This window comes from Cupriavidus pauculus, assembly GCF_008693385.1.
Lineage (GTDB): Bacteria > Pseudomonadota > Gammaproteobacteria > Burkholderiales > Burkholderiaceae > Cupriavidus > Cupriavidus pauculus_D.
Window position 1 is genome coordinate 151308 of sequence record NZ_CP044066.1, and the last position, 21904, is coordinate 173211.

The window sequence follows — 21904 nt, forward strand, 5'->3', positions numbered from 1 at the left end:
GAAGGGCATCACGCGCTCCCATTCACCTGCCTCACCGCTGGCAAACAAACAGAAACACGCAGCGCGACATCGCGACTGCCTGAGCGGAAATAAAAATAGCAACAGTAAGCGACGATTTCAAGAGTCTAATAAATCACTCATTCAGTATCATCGCGGGGGCGATGTGGATCGTCAATGTCGGAATCTTCCCCGTCTTGAAGGACCACGAGAAACTCACCGGCTGGCCGGCGCGTCGCCCTGAAAAGGTGGCGGTGTAAGTTTCACGGGCAGCGAGCTGCGCCAGTGGCAACAGAAATGCAGCATTATTCCGAACATAAGCATCAGCCAATCCTTCAGAACCATCCCCCTTTGCCGCGGGCAACACCAGGATCCTTGCCGGTACGGCGACACCGTCTGAATTGACGATCTTGAACGTCCCAACCGACAGGACCTCTCCAAACGCCCCATTTGCATAAACCATCAGCGGGCGGCCCGGCGTCTTCAGGTCCGGAGCAGGATCAGGTGTCTCACTGTCAGCGTTAAAGGCGGGATCTACGTCCGTTTCGCCGTTATGCGGTACTGTCACGAGCAACCCGACATCAAATTGCTGGCCGCCAACATAGGGCACGCCATTTGGAGCGGGGTCTGCCTGCGCAGCGGTCGACGTTCCGAAATCCAGCACGCAGAGGTTCAGCCCAAGAGCCCCCCTATGGCTGTAGCCGACGCCTACGGACTCCTGATTACCAACCAGCGACTGCAAGTGGTACACCGTGTGATACAGCTGCCGGAAGCACTTCTCCCCGATGTCGCTATCATTCCCACCCTTGGCCGCCGCGACAACCTCTCCCACCCACTGCGCCGCTGGTGCGCCAGCCTTGCGTGCCCTAGACAGCGGGCTGACCTCATAGAAGTCGGGATTCTCGACGGCCTCATCGTGCTGAGCCAGACTATTGCTGCTCAGGTAGACCGCATGGGCCTGCGCCGCGGCATCGAGGGTCGCGTCCTGCATCAGCAAGCCCACACCCAGCTGTTCACGTAGCGCGTTTATCGCCTTATACAGAGCAAGGTGTCCTGAGTCTTTTGCATAAGTCGGATCGGAAATGCTCTTGCGAAGAGTAAAGTCTCCGGGTGCCGGTGAGCTCGCGGAACTTACCGGAGCATCGCCCACCGGCGCTGAAGCGCTGGCAGAGCCGACCCATAGTGCGCTCGCCACAAGCCCCGGCAGATAGAAGGCCTTGTCGTTCATCGTGCCGCGTGTTCGTTGTCCAATAGCCGGAAGTGCTATCTCGGCATTACGGACACGCAGTGGGGTTTTTTGAGGTCGCGGCTTCCTAGTCAGTCGCAATTCCCGTGGAGCCGAGCGAATGCCGAGCTTCCGTAGATCCGATTTCGCTCAAACTCGCTAATGAGCTATCCAGTAGCCACCCGCTCCCCGAATCCGCACCGGCGGTGTGAAAGCGTCGGGGCGACGTCCAGATCAGGCCCGAGCTTTCACGCCCGCGCTGCGGATACGTCTTGCCGCAGCGCGGGCTGTGTCACCGACTGAAGACCAGTCGTGGTGCCACCACGTAATTATCGCTGCCGCCTCACTAAGAGTACGCGCGGCGAGGACGCCGGATAACTCCGCGCCAACCTCCGACCACCATGCATCGCCCTCACCGTCACTCGCGCTCGGGTCGATTGCTTGACGATAAATAGCTTTAACGATGTGGGGATGGAGGAGAGCCGTCATTCGCGGATAGTTGGGTAGTAGTTTGGGTCCACGGCATCAGGCGTTAATGAGGAATCGACTGCGTTTCTTGCAGGCGATCCAGCCAGGCTCACGCCCGCGGCCTGACCAAGTCTTTCCTGTCTTAGGGTCCTAATACAGCGCTACAGGCACAGCCATGTGAGTGCTCTTGCTACCCGGCTTCCTGCCTCGCCGCCTCATAATGATGTCATCAGGCAAGAGGCTATGTTGGGCCATCAGCTCTTGGATGCGCGCAATCACCGCACCGACCTCCTGCTCACGCATCGCTGCGATTCGTTGTTCAAGCTCGGCGCGTTGCGCGAGAAGTTCCTTGCATGTGGACATATGCTCCCCTGTCTGTGTTCAGTGGTAGCGCGATGGAAACTGTCGGCAAGACTAATCCGAGCCCGAGCTTGAATCCGGCGCCTTCCACAACTTGCAGGCTCGGCAACCTCACTCTATGCAGGAGGACCCCAGTTGAAGCAATTTCGATCGTCGAGATCTCCTTTAATTACAGCACAGTGATCGACGAACGGAAAATGAGCGGGCGTGGAGTTCGTTACCGCTCCACTCCGCTCCGCTCCGGAGCAACTTGCTCCTTGAACTGGCTAGAATAGCAATCAAGCGGAACTGCGCACCACAAGATTCAGCTGGTCTAGGACAGGCGCCCAGTCGGCGTCATCAGTGAACTAGTCGCGTAGCAAGGCTGCCTGAGAATACGTCCAAAAGGAGGCCTCGCACAGGTTGATGCTGCGTGGCAAAGGAGAATGGACGGCAAGGAACTTCGCGATCGAGACTTCGTGGCGGGTAGCCCGAGTTGAGCAAAGAGGTCGCCGAAGGTCGGAAACTGCTGCGTCATGATGCGTTTCTCAATGAGAGTACGCGCCTCTGATTCCTGTCGTCCTGCTTGCCGATAACAACATTGTACCTGCCGACGGCGCGCGATCAAGGCACAAACCTTGAAAGTGCCAGCCAAGACGCCGAGGGAGGACGAAGTGTGTGGGTCGTGAATCCTGTCGCGAAGGCGACGGCGGCCGTTTTTTAGGGTGCGGCCGAGTTTTTGGTTGCGTATCTTAGCGGTGTGCGCCCGTCACCTGCGTGATCGTTCATGGTGGCGCAGCTTTGATGCCGCGCCACCGCTCGTGTGACATCAGTATTCGGTCACCGGCGCGTGGACCGGTGCGATCGATGCGTGCGGGGTCTGCGTGCGCTGGGCGGCCTTGTGGACCATCGTGTAGGCGTAGTCGATGCCCATGCCGTAGGCGCCCGAGTGTTCCTTGGCCAGGCCCGTCACGGCATCGTACGTTTCCTTGTTCTTCCAGTCGCGCTGCCACTCGAGCAGCACCTGCTGCCACGTCACGGGCACCACGCCGGCCTGGATCATGCGCTGCATCGCGTAGTCGTGCGCTTCCTTGGTCGTGCCGCCCGAGGCGTCGGCCACCATGTAGATCTCGTAGTCGCCTTCGAGCATCGCGCTCAGCGCGAAGGTCGTGTTGCAGACTTCGGTCCACAGGCCGGCCACGACGATCTTCCTGCGGCCATTGGCGGCCAGCGCGTCACGCACCTTCTGGTCGTCCCACGAGTTCATCGAGGTGCGCTCCAGCGTTTCCTTGCCGGGGAACACGTCGAGCAGCTCGGGGTAGGTGTAGCCGGAGAACGAATCGGACTCGACCGTGGTGATGGTGGTCGGCACGTCGAAGATCTTTGCTGCCTTGGCCAGGCCCACGACATTGTTCTTCATGGTCTGGCGGTCCATCGACTGCACGCCGAAGGCCATCTGGGGCTGGTGGTCGATGAAGATCAGCTGGCTGTTGCGCGGGGTCAGGACTTGCAGCTTGGCGTTCGACATGGTTCCTCTCCGGAAAAAGGTAATTCAATAAGTTTGAGGTTGTTGTTGGCAGTGCTGGCTGTTGCTGCGCTGTCCATGGGTTGAACTATAGCGGTCGCCCTCCCGGAGAAAGTCGGCTATCGCTGTCATAGTTATTCAAAAAAATTGAATATTTGTAATGCGAACGACTCAGCGGAAAAGCCGCCCCCGCGTCGGTCGGAGAAGGCGTCAACAACAGTCGTTGGCGCTTATTAATCCCTTGGCCTCGCCCCCGAAAGCAGTTCACGCTTGGGCCGGCCAGCAATCGGACAGCTAACCGTATTGCCGCCACTATCGAGGCCGCAGATATCCAAGTGTGATTCCGCTTTTCATCCTATGCATGCCGCCTCAAACTTTCGAGGTCCTGACGAGACGACTGATGGCACATTCGGATAGCTGCCAAGGTCACCATACTCTCGCGTGGGGATCTACGCCCTTAGCTATCATCGCTGCGCCAATTACTTCCTGCGCCCGATTTTCCAGAGCAACATCGACTAGGCTCGGTCAAACGCCGTCCCGTATAGCCTGTCGCACCGTGACAAACAATTCCGATAAAGCATCGCCCCGCGGTAGCTTCCCTTGCCCGCCTTCATGCCGCGACCAGGCTGCAGGGCTTCGTCTGCCACACGGCCGTATGGCACAGCGTCAGCGCGACGGTTATCCTCGAATGTGCCAACGGCCATCAATTCGAGCGCCGCGCGTATGGCGTCCTATACAAGGAGTCCAACTGCCCCGAATGCAGCCGCGCCAGCATTGCGGCGAAGTTCGCCGCCGTCGTAGCCGCTCGAGGCGGCAAGTGTCTGAACCAAGGGGGCTTTCTCGGCGGAGCGGCTATCCACAGAATCCGCTGCGAGCGCGGCCATGAATGGGCTCCGGAGGGCCGCAGCGTATTGGCTGGCTATTGGTGTCCCCGCTGCGCGGGCAAGCCGATCAAGCCGGCCTCGCAAGCTCGCGCTTCGAAGTACGGTCTCGCCGATCTACAGGCGGCAGCCGCTACTCGCGGGGGTAAATGTCTCGCGACAACTTGGAAGACGGGGCGCGATCACTACTCATTCGAATGCGCAGCTGGCCACCGCTGGAACGCGATGGGCTATAAGGTACTCAGGCAGGGGAACTGGTGCCGAGCGTGCACCGACGCGAAACTTGGAGCGCAAAGGAGCAATCCCGACGGCTTGGCGCGCGTACGCGAGATCGCCCAAGCGCGCGGTGGCCAGTGTCTGAGCCGCTCCTACCACGGAACCAGTGCTTCTTACAGGTTCCGGTGTTGGGCCGGTCACGAGTTGGATGCGCTCGGCAATAACATCCTGCAGGGCGGCTGGTGCCGGCTGTGTCGCAACGAAGGACAGAAGCTGGGCATCGAGGCCATGCGCGCACTCGCGCGGGAGCGTGGGGGCATTTGCCACTCTGAGGTCTATCTCCACGGAAAATCCAAACTCAAGTGGGAATGCCATCGCGGCCACCTCTGGAACGCAACGCCCTCCGGCGTCAAGAGGGGTCACTGGTGCCCGTCCTGCGCGATCCTCAATACTATCGACGCAAAGAATGAGCACAAGCGGAAGCGCTATGAGGCTGTGGGAAAAACACCAAAATAGCGCTTCTTCACCGTTGCAAAGTGCAGGTCCTCTTCGCTAAGCTTTGCGATCCGGCCGCGTGCCGGCATTCTCAACACAGGAGCTCCATGGCAACGAAGAAGACAGCCGCCCCGAAGACTGCGGCAAAGAAACCGGCAGCCCCGGCGAAGAAGGTTGCGCCCGCAGCCAAGAAAGCTGCAACCGCCCTTGTCGCCAAGCCGCTGAAGGAAACGTTCAACAAGTCGAGCCTGCTGGCACATCTGGTCGCACAAACCGAGCTGGACAAGAAGACGGTACAAACCGTGCTCGTCCACCTCGAGAACACGATCGCCAGTGCCATCCACAAGAAGGGAGCGGGCGAATTCACGTTCCCGGGCCTGTTCAAGGTGGCGGCCATCCAGGTGCCCGCGACTAAGAAGCGCTTCGGGAAAAATCCCTTCACTGGCCAGGACCAATGGTTCGCCGCGAAGCCGGCTTCCGTGAAGGTGAAAGTGCGCCCGCTGAAGAAGCTCAAGGATGCGGCCCTGTAAAACGGTACGCTGCCCGTAAGCAGAGGCCTGGCAATGCCAGGCCTTTTCGTTTGTACGCCGTCCACGAAAAAAAAAGCCCCTGACGTCCGATTAGACGTAGGGGTTGTTTGAAGGGATGAGCGGCGCGCAAACTGCGCTCGCTCACTAACGGGCCCAACTGCCGCTTGACCCGTTAAATTGGCAAATGGAAATGCCCACCGTCCTTCTGGATATGCGGGCATTGGGATGCAGAGATGGTCCGCCCGACTTCAAGCCTCCTTGCGCGGCAGTGGCAACAGGCCATACTTGGCCAGCGCTTTCAGGTTGGTTTCGATGTACGTTTCCATGCCATCGATCTTCACCGCAAGGTAGTGATCGAAACAGGCCGCGTCTTGCGAAACCTCCACGTTCTTGGCAGCTTGAAATGCGTCCAGCAGCTTCTCGCGGTCCATATCAGCGCCCATCCAGCCAACGACGCGGATGAACGTGTGAACCCTCCGCCGACGCGGCAGCAGCTTTTCGGCCTCTTCGGCCGTGACAAATACTTTAGACATGGTTAGAGCCTTAGAGCAGGGCTAGGCCTGCATGGTTAACGGTCAATCCGGCCGAACATCCTGCCCTTCAGAAGGGGGATAAAAGCCAACGGGCATTTCGGTTTCTGCGTCGATGCCGTACTGGCAAACAGAACCCGTGCCGCAATAGCCACCGCCGCAGATCTGCTGGCAGTAGCTCTCAATGCCATGGGCCCGGAGTTGGGCAAAGGCTTCCTCACGATTCCGGTCGCTGGGATTTCGTTCCCAAGAATCTTTGGCAACATCGCCGAGCCGACTCCAGCTTGGTCTTCGCGGTCCATCCTGGTAGTTTGGCCGCGCTGCCAGATCGCGCTCATATGCAAGCTGCCCAGGTGACTTCCACAGATTCATAACATGCTTCCTTGCTTGAAGTTTCAGACCTACGCCAGGAGCGGGGTTATCCCGTCTGAATTGGATTGAATGACGCCGTTGCCGGCGGTTCCGGGACAAGCCGCGGCTAGCCGAGACTTCCCGTCGACTCACGCGCGTGCGCAGGGTGCGGGTCGAGCGCCCGGAGCTCGCAGACAACGTAGCGACGCAGAATCTCTTCAATGGTCCGCTGTTCCTGGTCCACGAAGAACGCCGCGGCCGTATCGCCGCTGCGGATATCAAGCTGGCTCTGAACGGAGCGGCACGCCGAATTCAGAGCGTCGTCGACAAGCTTGGTAATCAGGTCGGCGTTGCGCTCATCGAAACTCGGGAGCCAATCGTCGAGCGCATCCATCACGCTCTTCACGGCTACAGCGAAAGCCTCGACGCCGCCCGCGTCTGACTTTGGGAACAACGCCGAGATTTCTTCGACCTCGCCGAGCACCGCTGTGATCTCACCGATCGTGACGTGATCGCGGACCGCGAGCAGGCTTGCGGCAGTCGGCGGGATGCGCCCTTCTGCGATGGCTCGCTGGATGTAGGCCGTGCCGCGCTCGACCGCGCGCGACACAAAGGCCTCCTGCACGGCGTTGAGCGTGGTTCGTGATTCGAGCGCATTGGGGTAGTTGATAAATTTCATGAAGTGCTCCAGGAAGATGAGGATTGCCCACCGTGTTCAGTGGCTAGGGATGCCGCCAGCGGCCTTACCCGATGCGGGATAGACGCCAACGTGCATGCAGAGAAAAGAAAGCCCGCTCCCTTTCGGTGAGCGGGCAGAGTGAAGAGAGCCGCGGGCGAACTACGACTGCGCCAGCGCGACGACATCGATGACGCCGTCGGCGTCGTCCACGAGATCGGGCGTCTGCGAGATGAAGAACTCCCGCTGATACCCGCCAACCCGCAGCACTTCGCGCTTCATCTTCATGAAGGCACGCTTGCGCTCCGGATCCAGCGGACCGTCAGCCTCATCGGTGAACAGCGTCTGGAAAGGCTGCTGCGCGTCCTGCGCCCGATACAGGGCAATTCCGCGCGTCAGGCACTCGTTGATCCAGACCTTCTGGCCCCCTGACATCACACCGAACTCCTTCATGGTGTCGTTGTCGGCATCGATCACGTTGATGGAGAAGCCCTCGCGCATCTCGCCGCTGGCCAGCGCCGTCTGCGTCTGGATCGCGATAGTGAATCGCGGTCCATAGCAGGCCAGGAGCAGGTCATTGACGATCTGCGTGATAGCCGGGCCCGCGTCATCGATGGACAACGCGATCACACCATCGTTGCCAAGGCCTTTCGCAAGCAGCTTCCACTTCGCGATCTCGTCAGAGATGGCCTGCGCCTTGGTCTCGAGCGCCGGCATGCCGGCGAGCTCAAGATCCAAACGACCGCGCTCGACCACCAGCATGCTCTCCTGCCGAATCAGCGCTTCGATCCGGCCGGCAATGGCAGCGACAGCCTCACGGCCCGCTGCAATCTGGCGATCCAGCTGCGCCAGCATGCCGGTCACGTCCTCCGTGGCCAACGTTGCCAGCTCCCGACGCACCGTTTCGAGCTGGGATTGCACGTCCGCAACGTCGCGCTTGTGACGCTCAACTCGCGATGCATCCTCCTCGATCAATGCCGCCAGATCTCGCTCGGCCTGCGCCAATCCTTCCCGCGCGGTAGCCATTAGCGGCATCTTGGCAGCCGTCGCGGTGAGGCGCTGCAAAAGCTGCTGATCGCGCAACAGATCCGCCTCGAGGGCGGAAAGCGCAGCCCGCGCCGTGGCACGTTCAGACACCTGCCCTTGCATCGACTGCATCTGCTCAAGCTTCTTGCGATAGCTTTCACGCAGCGCCTTGACGGATACGACCTGATCGCCGAGTTTCGCCTTGGCATTGCGGGCTTGCGCCAGCAATGGACAGGCGGCGTGCATCGGATCATCCCGGCATGGCACGGTGTCGATGACATCGGCCTGCAGCTTCAACGAGTCGGCCAATTTCGCGCCGGCAACGCCTTGCTGCTCCAGGCCCTTGAGCTCGGTGCTGAGCGAGGCATGCTCGACATAAGCCGCGTCGAACTTCTCCACGATGGCACGCTGGCTGGCAATGGCGTCCTGCCGCCGGCCGACGACCAGTTGCAAGGCATCCCGCTCGCCGGCCGCCGCCTTAATAGCCGAAGCCTCCGTCAGTACAGCACGATTGCCTGACAACTGCCGCTCGAGATCCCGCCTGCGCGCCACAGCACGACCGGCCGCAACGTGATCATCGCTGGCAAGCGATGCCCTACGCTGGTCCAATTCGGCCCTGCGCTGGTTCAGCTCTCGCAACCGTGCTTCCGTACCGGCATTGGCCTCCTGCTTCGCCGCCAGCGTTGCGCGCTCCTGCAGCAGCTTCGCGCCCTTCGCCATTTCCTCATCACGGGCGCCCCGCTCGGTATCCAGGCTCTCGCCCATCTGCCAGATCTCCCGGGCGACCACCGCCGCCCGATCGCGCTTCCCCGTGAGGGTCAGTAGATTCCGCTGAAGGGTGTCCAGCGAGCGCGTCAACAGCTTGGCCACATCACCCGCCTTCGCGGACAATTCGCGCAAATGATCGATGCCCAGCAGTTCGGCGAGCAGCTTCTTGATCTCGCCCGGCTGGTAGCTGGCGAGCGGCCGCCGATTCTGCGCGGAGAAGACACTGGTAAAGAACGCTTCCGGCGAGCCGAGAACCGCTTCGATGCACCGGTTGTAGGTGTCGGCTTTGCCGTCTGACAGGGTGCCGTCCGCAAGCTGCAGGGGCGACCAACTGCCATCCGAGGCCTTCTCGAACAGGTAGTACTCGGCCTTGCGGCTTTTGCCAGGGTTGCGAAACGCGAACGCGGAGCGATAGGTCTTGCCGCCGTGCTCCCATTCCAGATCCTTCTCCGCGCGCGGAGCGCACAGGTGGTCCCAGTACGAGAACGCGTCGACCGACATCTTGCTCGCGTGGCTCGGCATGATCGGATACGGATGCAGGTTGTCCATGATCGTCGTCTTGCCGGCTCCGTTGGGGCCAACCAGCGCAATCAGGCCAGTCGGCAGCGTCGTCAGGTCAACCGTGACGCTATCGCGGTGCATACCGTCGCGGATGCCGTGGAACCCAGCCAGCGTCAGTTTCAGTGGGCGCATTCAGACAACTCCGCGCCGGAGAAGGAGTGCAGATATTCCGAAGAGACCTCCATCACGTTCTCGTCGAACGTAGGCATCTCTGAGGCGACCGGGGCATCGCGCTCGGGCTTTCCCACAATCGCGCGTTCCACAGAGCGGCGAGCCGCGGTAAACTGCGCAGCAGCCATCTTCATCACGGCGGCCCAGTCCTCCAAGCCCGTGAGGGCTCGCAGTTCCAGCTGGCTCCACTGGGAAGCCAGGCCGTTGGTGAACGACCAGATGAGGTCCTGCAGTTCCTTGGATGGCGCCACGGCGAAGAAGGTGTTACTACCCGCCTCGCCAAGCGCCATCACGAGCATGTGATCGCGCTTGGCGATCACCGCGCCGCGGCCGGTGCCGAACGGCTCGTACATCATGCATTGCGTGAAGCCATGCTGCTCGGACAAGCGTTTGGCCATGTCGGAGCGATTGATAAAGGTCTCTTCGACGAACAACCAGTCGGGTCCAGCGTGGTAGAGAATCATGGTGCACTCCTGAAAAATGACGGAGTGCGACCCGGACGGGCGGCACCCGTCTGGGTAAGGGAAAGGGAATAGATACTTCGGGGTCGATGCGTCAGAGACGCGGGTAAAACCAGTTTTCGACAGCCGCGTGGGCTGTCGGAACATGGCTCTGCCAGGTTCAAAGGGTTGGCGTATGGCTACGCAAAGAGATCGTCAGTGAGCCAGTTCATCGCCGGTTCCGCGGCAGCCAGCGAAGGTGCCGCCGAATCCTTCGGTCCGGCGGTACCAGCGTCGAACTCCATGTCGACCAGACTGGCGACGACAGGCGGGCCAGTGACGACCTGCGCGGCGCGCTCCAACTGCACAGCCACCGCTTGCTCCGGCAATCCGCCAAGCACCCGATCGGCGATCGACTGTGCGTCTAGCGTCTCGAGCATCGACAGGCCGTCGATCAACGGATTTGCCTCCACGCCCGTCAGCTCACACCAGCGCGTAAGCTTCTCAGGCAACGTGGCCGCGCGGCTGATGCCTTCCGCACGGCTGCGCACCGCAGGCAGGACGCGCGCTTCCAGCTTGATCTCCGCACTGGCACTGAACAGCGCCAGAATGGCGTCGCGATCGACCAGCTGGCGATGCTCCTCGTTGACCGTCCATCGTACCCGCACGAACTTGTCGGCGGCGCCTGCGGCGACCTCGGTGAGCTTCACCATGTCTGGCGGACCATCGAAGTCCACGCATAGCGTCTCCCGCGCAGGCGTCTGCACCTGCGTGGCAGCGGCATGGCCAGGACTGACCTGCCATTGCAGATAGCCCTTCGCACCGATCTCGCCATAGTGGAAGCGCCCGATAGAACCCGGATACGCGACCACCCTGCCCTCACGCTCCCATTGCTGCGCGCGATGGATGTGGCCGAGCATAAATGCATCGCAGTCTGCGTCGAAGAGCGCACCAATGGTGAACTCGTGATCGAAGCCCGCCATTGGTACGCCATGCTCGGTCTGGCAGCCGTTGACGGTGCCATGCGAGACCCCGATGGTGCGCACACCATGTGCCCGCCATAGACGATTGATGGCACCGGCGGCCCCAAGGTAGTCAGCCAGGTGATCGCCCACCGCTGTTGCTGCACTGGCGACGCCGGCAGCAGCTGCAAGCACCGCCTTGTTGACCGTAGGCACGCAGGTGAACACGACATCGGGCGTGCCGCGCAGCGCAAGCAGGACTTCGATCTCCTCGGGAGCAAAGACGGCCCCATCCGACGGCACGAACTGCCCGTCGCAAAGCGCAACCTGATGGATCCTATCCGCGACATACACGGGGTGTTGCGATCCGATCAGTCGGAATAGATCCAGCGTCCCGGGAGGTTCGTGACTGAACGTACCCTGCAGCATGAGTACCGGCATGTGCGCGGTCAGTTGGTGAATGCGCCGCGCGAGCGCCGAAAGCGCGGGCGTGTGAGCGTCGAGACGGTGATCGGTCGAATCGCCCGACACCACACCGACGTGGCAACCGGCATCGATCGCGTCGCCGGCGGCGAAGCCGAAGCAGCGGTCAGCCTCGGCCAGGTGGCCCGGCGAATAATGCAAGTCCGAGAAATGGCCCACGAGCAGGCTCTCGCCTTCTTTGAGCATGATGTACCTCCAAGGGAATGTGCCGGCATTGCGGCGAGAAAGGAAAAAGGGAAGCCGCATGGCTTCCCCTGAAGTGCCGGCACGAAGCTGGCGGAATTACATGGAGACGTCTGCCGCGATTGCAGCAACCTGTTCGCGGAACGCGAACGGGTTGGTGAGCGCGGTGCGCATCTCCTCGAGCAGCGCGCGCACATCGTGATCGCGTTTGGTCCAGCCGCGGCCGAAGCTGGCCACAGCGTAGAGGCGGAGTTGGTCGCGGCCCTCCTGCGTCGCAAGGCCGAGACGGGCTACGAGATCCTCGAACTGGCTCTGGGTATCCTCATCCTCCGACGTCTCGGCAGGCGTTTGGCCCGACAGCTCTTCGCTGACGCGATCAGGCTGCGGTGGGTCTTCGTCGGTAGCAAGCGGCGATTCCAATGCCGCCACGGCCTGCGTCGCCAGCTCGAGGGCCGGGGCCGCTCGGTCAGAGCCGTCGAGAAGCGCGCCGATATCGATCTCAGCGTCCAGCGTGATGAGCCATTGCATCTGGCGCATCGCGTTGCCATTCTCATCGATCCGGCTGATCTCGGCTTCCTGCTTCGACATCCAGAACTTGACGCCCACCAGCTTGCCACGTGCCATCGCGACGGTCTGCATGGCGGCATATGCCTTCTGCAGAACGTAGATGGAGCTTGTAGGCATCTCGATGAGGCCGAGCCCGAGGATGTGCGGGATCGAAAAGTAGAACTTGGCCGACAAATTACACGCCCCCGACTGGTACTGCGGGCATGCCTGCGGATCGCAGAGGCCGTCCGGGATGTGGTCATCCTGACGCAGGATGATCGTGCGGCCGCCAAACATTCGTCGGGCCCGGCTGGCGCGCTCGTCGCGCACTGGCGGCGCGTAGCGCTTGCAGTACCGCCGGCCATCGCTGCCGTACTCGGAGAAGTACTGGCGTCCGCTTGCGGTCCACGCAACGAGCTGGTTGGGCATGTTGCTCAGCCAGTCGTCGAAAGCGAAGATCACAGGAAAGCGCCACAGCCGATGACCCTGGCCGTCTCCACGGTCTTCACCGTAGCGCTGCACGATGTCTTCTGCAACTGCCGGGTTCGCGAAGTCCGAACCGCGGCATGTGAACCACGGAACGTTCTTGGGATAAAGCGCGTTCTTGATTCCGGTGGCGCGCTGAATCTCAGTACCGATGTGCTCGAACGATTTGCCCTGCGCGAGCAGCGCGTCATGAATGGCAACGGCTTTGGCATTCTCGCGCGCAGTCTTGGTAAGTACCTTAATTCCAGGGCGAATGGTGCCGATGATTGGCGGCCGCATGGGCCGCTCTTCTAGGAGGCTTCGGCGTTCGCCGGGCTCGCTGTAGGTGATGGGTGCATGCATGCGTTTCTCCTTTCCAGGAATTGAACGACAGCGGCACGGATCGACGCAGCATGCTCCCGAAGGCGCAGGGCTGTGTCGGCCCCGCGCTGGGTCGTTACGCGATTGAGGAAGGTCGCTTGCGCGGCTTCCGGGAGACTGGCGACGTGAGCCGCCTCACAAAGTGCGCGCCAGGCCTGCGGCATGTCCTTGTACTGCGGACGGCGCAGATCCAGCGTTGCCGCAATGACGGCGGAAATCTCGTTCTGGTGCATGAGCATCTCCTGAGGGTAGGAAGATCGAGGTCTCTCACCAGAAACAAAAAAAGCCCGCTCCGGATTTCTCCGGCAGCGAGCTTGTCGAGGTATGCACCAGCAATGCCACGCCCCTTCCGGGGGCGTGGCATCGAGGGAGCGGCGCGCCGATGCGCGCTGCTCTATGTTGAGGACGTAAAGTCGTCCTCGTGCAGCATGGTCACGCTGCACAACAACCCTTTTCGCGAACCCACAGGTTCGGCCGCAGGTTCACGGATCGGCCCGACGTCTGCCGTTCTGCCTAGGAGGGGCCTTTGAGAGAGATCCACATGGTCCCAGGCTCGAACGGTGTCCTGCGTGCGCTCATGAAGAGGCACAGCGAAGAACGCGTATTACGAGCTGATGAGGGGAAGTGTTCGGCGAAAACACTTAGCACAAGAGATATCCACACTGGTAGCCAACCAGTCGGTGCGTGCGCATGTGCACGGCTTGATGCAGAAGATGGACTCGCCAGGAGTCGAGGTCGATGCGTCTGTGACGCGGGGTATGGGAAGCATTGTGGCAGATATTTAGTCGAATAAAAGGCAGAAAGCTCAGCAATTTCATATAGCTTTCTCGGCTCGACGACATGCATTTGTGGCGGACAATTTCAAACGAGAGAGTTCTACACGTATGGAAAAATGGCCGAATCATCTGATCCCCACTTTCGGGGTACGGAGCCCGACGCTCAGCCGCAGTCGTCCGAATCTGACCGCAGCCCCCAAGGCAACAGCATTTCCTCCCAGTCACCGGCCTCGCCTGCCGGACCGAGGCCAATCCAACGGCTGCTCAGTCAGGATCGTGTCTCGCGAATCATTCCGGACACTAACAGCACAGCGGTACTCAGCTATTGCTCGGACTTCGTTCGCGACTTCCTGCGCAGCGACTACCTGTTCTGCACCGCCAAGATGAGCGTCGCGACGAAAGGCAAGATTCTTGCGCTCGACAATCGCTTCCGCGATGCGAACGCGTGGATGGACGAGAAGCTGACGTGGGCAAGACGGCTACGCCCGCGCCTTATTAGTCTGCGCTATGACACGCGCGAGGTCGTGGTCACCCACTCGCTCGGTGGTCGTCTCGTCCGGCTGATGAATCAGCATGACCAACTTTTCGCGAACGTTCTTGGGGCGTACATGGGCGGAAAGATCGACGCCGCAGAAAAGGATAACGCGCTCTTGGGTGCGGGTCGCCACATTCGAGCGATTCACCGCCTCTGCATCCCCGACAACGATCGATTCTCCCGCGATGGCACGCTCATCGGGACGGACTGCTGATCATCTCAATCTGAGGACACCCATGGACTTTCAAGAGATTGCCCGGCTGCATAGCCGGTACAACGAGGCGCCGCTTATCATCGATATGCCCGCCGACGGCTCTGGCGCTCCGTTGCTACAAGCGCCCAACCAATCCACGCCTGCGCCTTCGAAGCCGTTCTGGACACGTCTGAGCGAAGCACAGCGCCTCGTCCTCGCGCTGCTTATCGTCGCCGGCATCGCGTTTCCCGTCGGCATGTTGGCCGCATCGGGGGGCAAGTACAACCGAGAGCTGGCCAGCGCGAGATCCGATGAAGCTATGAAGTCAACCCTGCGTGCGAGTAATCCGCCAGTCGAACGGGATCAAGCGTGGCCGGCGAAGACGCCGACGGCAGAGGCGGAGCCGATTCCGCAAGCACCCGTGCAATCTGAACCGCAAAGTCACCGCACCGACGCTAATCCCACGGCCGCCTCGGCGGTGATCGCCGGCCCAGCGAGTTCACCGTCCTCAGCGGTCGCCCCCGCGTCTATGCCCAAGCCTGCGGCAAAGGCACCGTCCGTCGCCGCGCGACAAACTGCCGCCGCCGCGGCCGCTCCGCCTGCCCCTTCGGCAGCGAAAACGACGCCTCAGACCGACGACTCGCGGCGTGGCAACGAGATCAAACTATTCTGAAAAATCGCCATGAAAACAGCAAACTTCAGTCTGATCCAGGCGGGCCTTAGTGTCGAAGGGAACATCATCGCTGACCATGGCCTGAGTTGCTTCGGCCTTGTCGGTGGCGATCTGCTGTCATCTGTCGGCCTGGTGCATGTGGGCGCCGAGGGCCTAGTTCGCGGGACCGTCCAGGCTGAGCACGTACTCGTCGATGGCACGGTCGAAGGCGATATTGTTGCCCGTGTCTCGTTGCACATCAACGGTCGAGTGAAAGGTCGAATCTCCTACGCTGGCACTATCCGGCTCGGCCCTAACGCCATCCTCGAAGGCACGATCTCTCGAGTCTCAGGCGTCGGCTATGAGGCCCCGGGACCCGGCGCCGAAGCTCTCGAGGCGGCTCCCACGATATGAAAAAGTGTAAGCATGCTCGACCTATTTCCGCAGTAAGCTCACATAAAACAATACTGTTTCAGCGGAATTAGGACAAAAAAAGCCCGACGAACCATTTCGTCGGGCTTTTTCTAAGGCTGAGGCGTCATACTCACGCATTCTTCGATCGTGAAGAGCTTGGGAATTGTTACCCAAGGACCGCGGCGCCCCTGATCGTCTATGAACGCGACGATAGGAAGGCGGCCATCGATCCGGCATTCGAACACTCGTGCACCGCGCACGCTATCGAAGATCGCGTAACGCACGCCATGGCAGATGACAAAGCTGAAGTCATCCTGCAGGATTCGCAACCCGGCACGGGCCGCAGATACGGGCAATGCCATGCCCTCCAACCAGTCGTCGAAGCCTAGGCCTGTGCGACCTCGTCGCGTCTCGGCAGACCATTCATCGACCCTGTTCCCCAGCCCTCGTCGTGGGAGATCGGAGATCTTTACTTCCAACGGTTCGGTAGTCAAGCGAGCCTCCACGGCTGCGCCGCTCCCCCGCCAGAACGATTGCAGAATCTCCCGGCATCGCGCCGGTGCCAGTGCGAATAGACAGACAGCCAGTGCGATCTCGCAAATCATGGCAATCTGTCCAACCATATTGTTCGTAGGGATTTGCATAGCGTAGCCAGAAAAAAAAAGCCCCGGACTTAGCCGGGGCACACGCCTGAAACGACCACATCAGTGCCTTTTTCATCGGCACATTCAGTGATCGCTTAAGACTCAGTAGAGGAAGACCTCGGGTTCAGGACAGGAGCTCGACGGCCGCATCCCAGGCCTTTTGCTTGAGCATCGCGCCGGCCCCGAACCACGCCGAATCCAGCCGATTGCCCGGATTGCGGGCACGCTGCTGGTGGTCAACGTACTCGGTCACGCTGTTCACGAGGCCCCAGGCCGTACCGGCAGCGGATGGCAGGTTCGCCCCGCGGCCAGCGCCCTCGAAGAGATTGAGTACAGCCTTGAGACCGCGCTCGTTCATCTTCATGGGGCCATCTGCTTCCGGCTTTGCCCACTGATACGTGAACAGACGCTGGAAGAAGCGTTCGGACTCGCTCTGGCTAACCTTGCGATCAGCCAGCTCGTGCATGCGGACCATGAAGCCATCCCACGAGGAGATGGCGATGCCCAGCTGGTCTTTGACGGCCTGCGCGTCAAACTGGCTGCGATGCGGTACCTTCACCGCACCGCGGTCACGGCCGAGAGCAATTTGCAGGGTGTTATTGCAGACCACACGAACAGATGTGAACTGGGCAGTGGTGGCCAGAGTCCCATCGCAGGCGGTAGCGAGCAGCAGGTAACCTCGCACTTCATCGCCGCCGGCGAGCGTGGTCGACTGCCCCGTGCGCGCGAGCGCCCAGAGCTTGCGGCCACCCTTGAGCACTCCAGCCGTTTCCAGCTGGTAGCCGCCGACTTCGGTGAGGTCGCGGTAGAACTCGAGCACCTGCGACGGTTGCACGACCTGATAGCGCTTCGACACGGTCGAGAGCGGCGCAAGCGTGTCCGAGCGATACAGCACCTTCTGCGCGGAGAACGCCTTCATGGCATCCAGCTCGTGAGAGCCGGCGCGGAACATGACGTCGGTCTCTTCGATGCGCCAGTTCATACCGGCGGCATCGGCCCAGACTTCGAGCGGCTGAAATGCTTCGAGTCGGTTGCCGAGGCCATGCCAGGGAGTTGCGCCAACATAAGCCATGGTTTGGACGAGATGAGACATGGGATTGCTCCTGAAAATGGAATGACGCGAGCGCGGCGATGCCATAGGGCGCCGCCGATCGCGAGACAAGAAGGAAGGAAGGAATGGAGTGCGCAACGAGCGAGGCGCCCCTTGCGAATGACGGATAGCGAACCGCGCGTGGCCCGGTTAGGGCGGCTGACGCGATACGCCAAACGGCTACTGCGAGAAGGAAGGGTTCATGTGGGTGGAGTGATTCAGGCCCACGCGAGACGTCCCCAGCAGGGAGATGTCCCTGTGGGAAGTGGAAGGAAATGGCCGGCGGACCGGCTTGGGAGTCGATGCGGCAAAGCCGCGGGTAAAACTCGGTTTGGACTGAACTGGCTTCAGTGCGAACAGAGCTCTGTTCGGTATCGGCTAGGCTATCGCAATAATCCGCGTTGCCACCGGCGAAAGCACAGCTTTTCCCGTGTGTTTTAGAGAAACTCCCCCGACCGATGGCCGGGGGATCTCGAATCAAGCAGCGATCGCCGCAGCAGGCGCCTGCAGTTCAGCCAGGCGCGCACGGGCATAGGCCAGCGTGCCGTCCTTGGCCCGCAGCGGCCGCGACACGCGCCGCGACGGATCGTAGATCCCGTAGCGGGTGACGCTGCCCCGCTTCTGCTCGAGCAGCTGCGAAAAGCCCGCATCGATGCAGAAATCCACATACTCGCGGCCGTTCATCGTCTGCCCGGTCTCGAGGCGGTACGTCGTCGCTTCCGCATCCCGCTTGGCATCTGCCATCGCACGATCCTCGCGCCGCTGTGCATGGGCGATGGTGGCCTGCGCCTCCCATTCCGCCTGCTCGTCCTCGGAAAAGCCGCAGAGGTCGAACAGCCGTCGCCGGCGCTCGGCCGCAGTGCAATGCATGACATCGATGCCCAGCTCGTCGCGCAATGCGCGCTTGGAGTCGGTGTTCGAGTCGCGCGGACCGTCGAAGATCTGCAGGATGGCTGCGATATCGCGCTGCATGACGGCGAGCGAGACACGGTTCGGCCATTCGAATCCGTACTGCCCGCGGTACCTCTCCGCCGAATGAGTGCGGTACTCATACTCGCGCTGGCTGATCGTCCGTGCATTGCGCTCGGATTGTGCGGCATCCACATTCTCACGATAATGACGCTGCGAGATCTTCTCGTGAATTCTTGCAGCAAGCGGGGTAACCGGCTGTGCACTCCCTCGCGAGAGTTGTCGCGGCGCTGGCATTGTGCGGACAGACACAATGCCAGCGGCATAGAGGGCGTCATCGACGTCCACAAGACCCCCATCACTGGGAACATGACGGAGCGACGCGAGCAGCTTACCGACGTTGTGGCAAGTGATCTCGATCTTCTCGTGTCGCATGACGCTGCACAGCGCCTGCAGCACGCTCTTCGACAAAGCGCCGCGTAGCGCAGGCACGTCGATCAGTGGGCGCAGCACCCACAGATCGTACTGCCCGTGGTGCAGATTCTCGCGATACGTGCTGAGGATACATTCGCGTACCTTGTCACCGCGCATGAGCGCGTAGGCGACGTGGACCTCATGCCGGCTGTTCGGACTCTGGCTCGGGTCATACAACGGACCATTCGTGCCAAAGCCGAAGCGACGCATAAACTCGGTGTGGACGTAGTTTCCGACATCGAAGGCACCCTGCTCTTCGAAGAGATCCGCAGTCTGGAAGAGCGGACCTGCATCGTCCTGCGTCATATCAAGGGCAGCCTCCGGCGAGTAGGCAAGAGCGCCCGCCGCAACGACGGCGCCCCAGGAGGCGCGGCTCATCTCGTACGGCTGCAGAACCCTGCCATTCGGCCGGACAATAAATCGATCCACTTCATCGATGACGGCGCTGATGATGCTGCGCCGGGTGCCCGTGGGTCTGACAGCAAAACTGCCGGACCGGAGACGCACGATAGCAACCGCGCCACGTTCGATATGCCGTACGGTGATGTCCTCGAGCCGTGGCGCTGCTCGTTCGTTACGGTCCTCGTTCAGGTACTCGAGCACGCCGGCGAGCGTCGTGCGGTGTTCGGCGCGCTGGCCGATGTAAATAACGTACATGGTGGCTCCAGAGACGGAGCACGCCCATCCGGGGACGTGCCCCGATTGGGTTGGAAGGAATGGTGACTCAGGCGGCGACTGCGGTGCGACGCTTCGAGTTGCCGCGACTGGCGACAATGCGCGCTGCCGCGATCTGCGAGAGCAGCTCGGCATCGGCGATGCGCCAGATTTCGCCACGGCCGTGACCGATCTGGTTCCAGCGGCCTGTCTGCACAAACTTGCCGGTCGCGAGCAGTGCCCCCTTGAGGTCAGCCGGGAGATTCCAGTCCGCAGCGACAAGGATCTCGTCGTCCGCGAGTTCGGTCTGAGGCAGGTTCACTGTCAGCGCGCCGTAGGGCATGCCGTCATCTGCGCAGACGAGCGAGATGGCGGCGCGCAGGTTGGTCGAATACACGGATGCGCGCAGCAGGACACCGGCGGGATAGCTGGCCAGGCCAGCGGCATAAACGGTGGTGGCGTCCATCGGGATACTCCTTTGGTGGGGAGTCGCCCCGACGGGACGACGCCCGTATGGGTGGGGAAAAGAAAAAACGCACCCCGAGGGGTGCGCTTAAGCGGTGAGCCGACGAATCGGCTCCTGAGAATGGATTGGCGTCAGTCCTTGTGAACGCGACGGCCGTTGCGGTCTGCCCACAGCAAGAACGCCGAAATTCCGACCGATAAGACCAGAACTACGATACCCATCATGTCAATCTCCTTTGGCTAGGACTGCTCCTGCCATGAATAATACAACACCACCGGCCAACATGCTGAACGCCTGCAACGCGGAATAAAGCGACCAAGCCGAAACCGAGTTGACATAGCCGGCGAGCCCGATCAGTGCGGCCGCTGAGAGTGTATGGGCGAAGCGCCCATACTGCTGGCGCTGGTCCTTATGGGGCGCCGTGATCGCACGCCATGCAAGGCTCAGGAGCCCAGGGCGCAAACGGGAACTTCCGTCCAGCCGGTACTGACTGCCCGACACATGCAACAGCGGATACAGGTATCCGTTGTCATGGGCCACGACCTCGAACCCCTCTCCCGCAGATTTGGCACGGTCGATGGACGCCGAGATGCGTGTCGGCAATGTCACGAGGCCATTGGGACGATCGATCTTTGCCTTCCCAGACACCTCTTCCCCCGACGTGGCGAGAAAGGTCACCTTGATTAGCGTGGACATAGATTCCCCCTAACCACGACGCCCGGCTACCACGCGTAGCGTGGCAACGAGATCGGCATAGCCTTGGGCGCTGGCCAACGACTCCATGGTGACCGCATTGTCACGGCCACCCGTAAGGTCATCACGGCCGCGGCACGTGCGGTAGGACATGCGCACTCCACCCTCCGCACCGGCAGGGTGGTGAATCTCGACCAGCAAGGAATCGGTGTGCAAGGCGAACACGTTCACCTTACGACGACGCTGGCGGTGCTCACGAATCGTGAAATCGCGTGGTCGCAGTGCCATATCACCAGCAAAACGGCGCAACACGCGGCAGGCATCCTGACGGACAGCCTCGCATGCGGCAGGATGGGTCGGCGGATGCCGACGGGTAAAGGATTTGGGGAGTTTCATGGGTGTCCAAGGTAAGAACGGGACACCCCCTCCCTGCGGGACGAGTGTGTCCCAGCTGGGTTGGTCCGGGCAGTGCCGGACAGGGTCGATGCGTCATTGACGCGGGTGAAAACGGCTTGCCGAAGCCGCAGGGCTTGGGCAAGCCCTCTCGGGCTTGCGATGGGTTGGCCCGCGCGGCAAGCCGCGCGGGAGACAAAGATATGGAGCCCCGACGGGAGCCCGCTTAACGCGTCAGGCGATAACCGTTGCCGGACGACACCAGGTAAAGCTGCTGCCCGGTGGCGAATTGCTGATCGGCATCCTGCGTGACCACGATCTGTGTGCCATTTTCCTTGCGGACAATGACTTCCACGCCAGCACGACGGTTGAGCTGCGACGCGACGCCCTGTGCCAGCACTGCCGAGACAGTGCCGGACATGGCGCCTGCAACATAGCGACCGATTCCGCCGCCAATCACACGCGCGCCGAGCAAGCCGCCGACGAGCGCGCCAACAACGCCAGGAATGCCGCTGTTGGCCGACGAATAGCCGTCACTGTCGATGATCGTCACCTGACGGAGACGAACGACGGTCACGACTTCCGCGGAGCCCGTGCGCAGCGCTTCCGAACTGCGGTAGCTGTTCGGAGACGTCTGCTGAGCAGCGCAGCCGGTGAAGACAATCGAAGCAAGGAAAAGCGAAATGACGCGCTTGAGCATGATGGCCTCTGAAAAAATGGGCCAACATGCCTACGGGCAGGATGGCCCGTAGGTGGGAGAAAAACAAATGTCCGGCTATACAACCGGAAAGG

General features: G+C 61.2%; 22 protein-coding genes and 1 pseudogene. 4 read left to right on the top strand and 19 right to left on the bottom strand.

The window, feature by feature from the left end:
• Positions 1-133: 133 nt before the first annotated feature.
• From FOB72_RS17730 to FOB72_RS17750, 4 genes and pseudogenes are all read right to left on the bottom strand, one after another.
• Positions 134-1225: a CAP domain-containing protein gene (locus FOB72_RS17730; protein ID WP_150374061.1), complete on the bottom strand. Its 1092-nt coding sequence runs from the start codon at positions 1223-1225 to the stop codon at positions 134-136.
• 522 nt (positions 1226-1747) lie between these two features.
• Positions 1748-1828: pseudogene (locus tag FOB72_RS32985) on the bottom strand (H-NS family nucleoid-associated regulatory protein); the annotation flags it as partial.
• A 569-nt stretch (positions 1829-2397) separates the two neighbouring features.
• Entirely contained in the window at positions 2398-2469 is a 72-nt protein-coding gene (locus FOB72_RS32990) for a hypothetical protein (protein ID WP_411859845.1), read from the bottom strand.
• 389 nt (positions 2470-2858) lie between these two features.
• Complete coding sequence (locus tag FOB72_RS17750) at positions 2859-3557, bottom strand: hydrolase (RefSeq protein ID WP_150374063.1); 699 nt, start codon at positions 3555-3557, stop codon at positions 2859-2861.
• A gap of 1696 nt (positions 3558-5253) precedes the next feature.
• Here FOB72_RS17750 and FOB72_RS17760 point away from each other — a divergent pair.
• Positions 5254-5676, top strand: a complete 423-nt coding sequence (locus FOB72_RS17760; RefSeq protein WP_150374064.1) for an HU family DNA-binding protein — start codon at positions 5254-5256, stop codon at positions 5674-5676.
• Positions 5677-5924: 248 nt separating this feature from the next.
• Here FOB72_RS17760 and FOB72_RS17765 read toward each other — a convergent pair whose 3' ends face one another.
• The 8 genes from FOB72_RS17765 to FOB72_RS17800 all read right to left on the bottom strand — a co-directional run bounded on the left by FOB72_RS17765 (position 5925) and on the right by FOB72_RS17800 (position 13452).
• Complete coding sequence (locus tag FOB72_RS17765) at positions 5925-6209, bottom strand: hypothetical protein (RefSeq protein WP_150374065.1); 285 nt, start codon at positions 6207-6209, stop codon at positions 5925-5927.
• 42 nt (positions 6210-6251) lie between these two features.
• Positions 6252-6578: a hypothetical protein gene (locus FOB72_RS17770; protein WP_150374066.1), complete on the bottom strand. Its 327-nt coding sequence runs from the start codon at positions 6576-6578 to the stop codon at positions 6252-6254.
• Between the two features lie 106 nt (positions 6579-6684).
• Entirely contained in the window at positions 6685-7236 is a 552-nt protein-coding gene (locus FOB72_RS17775) for a hypothetical protein (RefSeq protein ID WP_150374067.1), read from the bottom strand.
• 159 nt (positions 7237-7395) lie between these two features.
• The gene (locus tag FOB72_RS17780; RefSeq protein WP_150374068.1) at positions 7396-9720 is read right to left on the bottom strand and encodes an AAA family ATPase; all 2325 of its coding nucleotides are present in this window, start codon (positions 9718-9720) and stop codon (positions 7396-7398) included.
• Positions 9708-10223, bottom strand: a complete 516-nt coding sequence (locus tag FOB72_RS17785; RefSeq protein ID WP_150374069.1) for a hypothetical protein — start codon at positions 10221-10223, stop codon at positions 9708-9710. The genes FOB72_RS17780 and FOB72_RS17785 overlap by 13 nt, the downstream gene beginning before the upstream one ends.
• Positions 10224-10399: 176 nt before the next feature.
• Complete coding sequence (locus FOB72_RS17790; RefSeq protein ID WP_150374070.1) at positions 10400-11830, bottom strand: exonuclease SbcCD subunit D; 1431 nt, start codon at positions 11828-11830, stop codon at positions 10400-10402.
• Between the two features lie 96 nt (positions 11831-11926).
• On the bottom strand, positions 11927-13201 hold the full coding sequence (locus FOB72_RS17795) for a hypothetical protein (protein ID WP_150374071.1): 1275 nt from the start codon (positions 13199-13201) through the stop codon (positions 11927-11929).
• Complete coding sequence (locus FOB72_RS17800) at positions 13150-13452, bottom strand: hypothetical protein (RefSeq protein WP_150374072.1); 303 nt, start codon at positions 13450-13452, stop codon at positions 13150-13152. Before FOB72_RS17800 ends, FOB72_RS17795 begins: the two co-directional genes overlap by 52 nt.
• A 659-nt stretch (positions 13453-14111) precedes the next feature.
• Here FOB72_RS17800 and FOB72_RS17805 point away from each other — a divergent pair.
• Genes FOB72_RS17805 through FOB72_RS17815 form a run of 3 tightly spaced genes read left to right on the top strand, consistent with a single transcriptional unit; the run spans position 14112 to position 15789 of the window.
• Positions 14112-14744: a hypothetical protein gene (locus FOB72_RS17805; RefSeq protein ID WP_150374073.1), complete on the top strand. Its 633-nt coding sequence runs from the start codon at positions 14112-14114 to the stop codon at positions 14742-14744.
• Positions 14745-14766: 22 nt separating this feature from the next.
• A complete protein-coding gene (locus FOB72_RS17810; RefSeq protein WP_150374074.1) occupies positions 14767-15396 on the top strand; it encodes a hypothetical protein in 630 nt (209 codons plus the stop codon).
• Between the two features lie 9 nt (positions 15397-15405).
• Positions 15406-15789, top strand: a complete 384-nt coding sequence (locus FOB72_RS17815; RefSeq protein WP_150374075.1) for a polymer-forming cytoskeletal protein — start codon at positions 15406-15408, stop codon at positions 15787-15789.
• A gap of 110 nt (positions 15790-15899) precedes the next feature.
• Here FOB72_RS17815 and FOB72_RS17820 read toward each other — a convergent pair whose 3' ends face one another.
• The 7 genes from FOB72_RS17820 to FOB72_RS17850 all read right to left on the bottom strand — a co-directional run bounded on the left by FOB72_RS17820 (position 15900) and on the right by FOB72_RS17850 (position 21812).
• Complete coding sequence (locus tag FOB72_RS17820; RefSeq protein WP_150374076.1) at positions 15900-16283, bottom strand: hypothetical protein; 384 nt, start codon at positions 16281-16283, stop codon at positions 15900-15902.
• Between the two features lie 274 nt (positions 16284-16557).
• Positions 16558-17526, bottom strand: coding sequence for a DUF932 domain-containing protein (locus tag FOB72_RS17825; protein ID WP_150374077.1), 969 nt, complete (start codon positions 17524-17526; stop codon positions 16558-16560).
• 474 nt (positions 17527-18000) lie between these two features.
• Positions 18001-19563 carry a hypothetical protein gene (locus FOB72_RS17830; protein ID WP_150374078.1) on the bottom strand — a complete coding sequence of 521 codons (1563 nt, stop codon included), beginning with the start codon at positions 19561-19563 and terminating at the stop codon, positions 18001-18003.
• 67 nt (positions 19564-19630) lie between these two features.
• Positions 19631-20026 (bottom strand): hypothetical protein, encoded by a 396-nt coding sequence (locus tag FOB72_RS17835; protein WP_150374079.1) that lies wholly within the window; start codon positions 20024-20026, stop codon positions 19631-19633.
• A gap of 225 nt (positions 20027-20251) precedes the next feature.
• Entirely contained in the window at positions 20252-20722 is a 471-nt protein-coding gene (locus FOB72_RS17840; RefSeq protein WP_150374080.1) for a hypothetical protein, read from the bottom strand.
• Positions 20723-20731: 9 nt separating this feature from the next.
• Positions 20732-21115 (bottom strand): hypothetical protein, encoded by a 384-nt coding sequence (locus FOB72_RS17845; RefSeq protein ID WP_150374081.1) that lies wholly within the window; start codon positions 21113-21115, stop codon positions 20732-20734.
• Positions 21116-21338: 223 nt separating this feature from the next.
• A complete protein-coding gene (locus tag FOB72_RS17850) occupies positions 21339-21812 on the bottom strand; it encodes a hypothetical protein (protein WP_150374082.1) in 474 nt (157 codons plus the stop codon).
• Between the last annotated feature and the right edge of the window lie 92 nt (positions 21813-21904).

What these genes read in the sequence shown, in the direction of transcription:
- FOB72_RS17730 (WP_150374061.1), bottom strand. Translation starts at nt 1,225, where the DNA reads ATGAACGACAAGGCCTTCTATCTGCCGGGGCTTGTGGCGAGCGCACTA.
- FOB72_RS17750 (WP_150374063.1), bottom strand. Translation starts at nt 3,557, where the DNA reads ATGTCGAACGCCAAGCTGCAAGTCCTGACCCCGCGCAACAGCCAGCTG.
- FOB72_RS17760 (WP_150374064.1), top strand. Translation starts at nt 5,254, where the DNA reads ATGGCAACGAAGAAGACAGCCGCCCCGAAGACTGCGGCAAAGAAACCG.
- FOB72_RS17765 (WP_150374065.1), bottom strand. Translation starts at nt 6,209, where the DNA reads ATGTCTAAAGTATTTGTCACGGCCGAAGAGGCCGAAAAGCTGCTGCCG.
- FOB72_RS17770 (WP_150374066.1), bottom strand. Translation starts at nt 6,578, where the DNA reads ATGAATCTGTGGAAGTCACCTGGGCAGCTTGCATATGAGCGCGATCTG.
- FOB72_RS17775 (WP_150374067.1), bottom strand. Translation starts at nt 7,236, where the DNA reads ATGAAATTTATCAACTACCCCAATGCGCTCGAATCACGAACCACGCTC.
- FOB72_RS17780 (WP_150374068.1), bottom strand. Translation starts at nt 9,720, where the DNA reads ATGCGCCCACTGAAACTGACGCTGGCTGGGTTCCACGGCATCCGCGAC.
- FOB72_RS17785 (WP_150374069.1), bottom strand. Translation starts at nt 10,223, where the DNA reads ATGATTCTCTACCACGCTGGACCCGACTGGTTGTTCGTCGAAGAGACC.
- FOB72_RS17790 (WP_150374070.1), bottom strand. Translation starts at nt 11,830, where the DNA reads ATGCTCAAAGAAGGCGAGAGCCTGCTCGTGGGCCATTTCTCGGACTTG.
- FOB72_RS17795 (WP_150374071.1), bottom strand. Translation starts at nt 13,201, where the DNA reads ATGCATGCACCCATCACCTACAGCGAGCCCGGCGAACGCCGAAGCCTC.
- FOB72_RS17800 (WP_150374072.1), bottom strand. Translation starts at nt 13,452, where the DNA reads ATGCACCAGAACGAGATTTCCGCCGTCATTGCGGCAACGCTGGATCTG.
- FOB72_RS17805 (WP_150374073.1), top strand. Translation starts at nt 14,112, where the DNA reads ATGGCCGAATCATCTGATCCCCACTTTCGGGGTACGGAGCCCGACGCT.
- FOB72_RS17810 (WP_150374074.1), top strand. Translation starts at nt 14,767, where the DNA reads ATGGACTTTCAAGAGATTGCCCGGCTGCATAGCCGGTACAACGAGGCG.
- FOB72_RS17815 (WP_150374075.1), top strand. Translation starts at nt 15,406, where the DNA reads ATGAAAACAGCAAACTTCAGTCTGATCCAGGCGGGCCTTAGTGTCGAA.
- FOB72_RS17825 (WP_150374077.1), bottom strand. Translation starts at nt 17,526, where the DNA reads ATGTCTCATCTCGTCCAAACCATGGCTTATGTTGGCGCAACTCCCTGG.
- FOB72_RS17830 (WP_150374078.1), bottom strand. Translation starts at nt 19,563, where the DNA reads ATGTACGTTATTTACATCGGCCAGCGCGCCGAACACCGCACGACGCTC.
- FOB72_RS17835 (WP_150374079.1), bottom strand. Translation starts at nt 20,026, where the DNA reads ATGGACGCCACCACCGTTTATGCCGCTGGCCTGGCCAGCTATCCCGCC.
- FOB72_RS17840 (WP_150374080.1), bottom strand. Translation starts at nt 20,722, where the DNA reads ATGTCCACGCTAATCAAGGTGACCTTTCTCGCCACGTCGGGGGAAGAG.
- FOB72_RS17845 (WP_150374081.1), bottom strand. Translation starts at nt 21,115, where the DNA reads ATGAAACTCCCCAAATCCTTTACCCGTCGGCATCCGCCGACCCATCCT.
- FOB72_RS17850 (WP_150374082.1), bottom strand. Translation starts at nt 21,812, where the DNA reads ATGCTCAAGCGCGTCATTTCGCTTTTCCTTGCTTCGATTGTCTTCACC.